This is a genomic window from Candidatus Magnetobacterium casense (genome assembly GCF_019173545.1).
Classification (GTDB): domain Bacteria; phylum Nitrospirota; class Thermodesulfovibrionia; order Thermodesulfovibrionales; family Magnetobacteriaceae; genus Magnetobacterium; species Magnetobacterium cryptolimnobacter.
Map to the genome: position 1 here is coordinate 1 of NZ_JABXWD010000720.1, position 1239 is coordinate 1239.

Here is a 1239-nt window from a genome sequence, read left to right on the forward strand (position 1 = left end):
TGGACTCGATGGACTTTCTCGATATCGTGCTCTCCCTGACAAAGGAGTACAAGATCGATATACCGGACTCCGACTTCAGCCACCTCCGGACAATGAAGGATACCTTGGACTACCTGATGCCCAAGATATCATGAACGATGTCAAGACATACATCCCGCACAGAGAACCATTCCTGTTTGTCGATGAGATCGTCGAACTCGACGACAAGAGCATAAAAACCAAAAAGTACATCGGCAGCGGAGAGTACTTTTTCAAGGGCCACTATCCCGGCTACCCCGTGATGCCCGGGGTGCTGATGTGTGAGGCCATGATGCAGTCTGGCGCCATCCTTATCGCCCATTGCCAGAACAAGGACCTCCTGAGTGATGTCCCCGTTGTCTCAAAGATTAACAACGTGAAGTTTAAGAACATGGTGCTGCCTGATTGCACTATCGAAATGCACGTAGAACTTACCGATAAGATATCAAGCGCTTATTATCTCAAGGGCAAGGCATTTGTTAATTCAAAGGTAGTGGTGTCGATGGACTTTGCCTGCGCCCTGGTAAAGAAGGGAGAGAATACGTAAAGATGAGCTTTTTGGGACTTGAGAATAAGAAAATTATTGTATTTGGTGTGCGTAACAAGAAAAGCATTGCCTACCACACTGCGGCGCTCCTGCAACAAGAGGGCGCAGAGTGTCTGTTCGTTGTCAGGGATGAGGACATTAAGGCCAAGGTGGCTGCACTCTTCCCGGGCAAGGAGATATTCACATGCAACGTGAAAGAACAAAAATCCATAGATGACCTGTATACAAACATATCGGGTCGCTATCAGAAAATAGACGGCATGTTACATTCAATAGCGTTTGCTAATATCCCGGACAATTATGTCTCTTTCCATGAAATGAACAAGGCAGACTTCCTGGAGGCCATTGACATATCGTGTTTTTCGCTGACCAATCTTGCCAACACCTTTAAGGGCCTGTTTGCTACGGATGCCTCCGTGGTAACGCTTTCCGTGCCCTTTACGCGGATCGCTGTTGAGTGCTATGGGTACATGGCGCCGGTGAAGGCGGCACTTGAGTCCTCCGTTGTGTATCTGGCCAAGTCCTTCAGCAACTTCTCAAACGTGAGGTTCAACGTGGTGGCCTCCGGATTCCTTAAAACCACATCGGCAGCCGGAATCCCAGGATTCGTCTCCAACTATATCTATTCGGAGAAGACTAACTTCAGAAAAAAGGCCCTGGAAGCAAGCGAAATC

General features: G+C 48.2%; 3 protein-coding genes. All 3 read left to right on the forward strand.

Going from position 1 to position 1239, the window contains the following annotated elements; genetic code table 11:
• Nucleotides 1–8 precede the first annotated feature (8 nt).
• On the forward strand, nucleotides 9–134 hold the full coding sequence (locus HWQ67_RS20735) for a hypothetical protein (protein WP_425340742.1): 126 nt from the start codon (nucleotides 9–11) through the stop codon (nucleotides 132–134).
• The gene (gene fabZ, locus HWQ67_RS19055) at nucleotides 131–565 is read left to right on the forward strand and encodes a 3-hydroxyacyl-ACP dehydratase FabZ (RefSeq protein ID WP_218254273.1); all 435 of its coding nucleotides are present in this window, start codon (nucleotides 131–133) and stop codon (nucleotides 563–565) included. The genes HWQ67_RS20735 and fabZ overlap by 4 nt, the downstream gene beginning before the upstream one ends.
• A 2-nt stretch (nucleotides 566–567) precedes the next feature.
• Nucleotides 568–1239, forward strand: a 672-nt coding sequence (locus tag HWQ67_RS19060) for an enoyl-ACP reductase FabI (protein WP_218254274.1), incomplete at its 3' end; no start/stop codon positions are given.

What these genes read in the sequence shown, in the direction of transcription:
- HWQ67_RS20735 (WP_425340742.1), top strand. Translation starts at nt 9, where the DNA reads ATGGACTTTCTCGATATCGTGCTCTCCCTGACAAAGGAGTACAAGATC.
- fabZ (WP_218254273.1), top strand. Translation starts at nt 131, where the DNA reads ATGAACGATGTCAAGACATACATCCCGCACAGAGAACCATTCCTGTTT.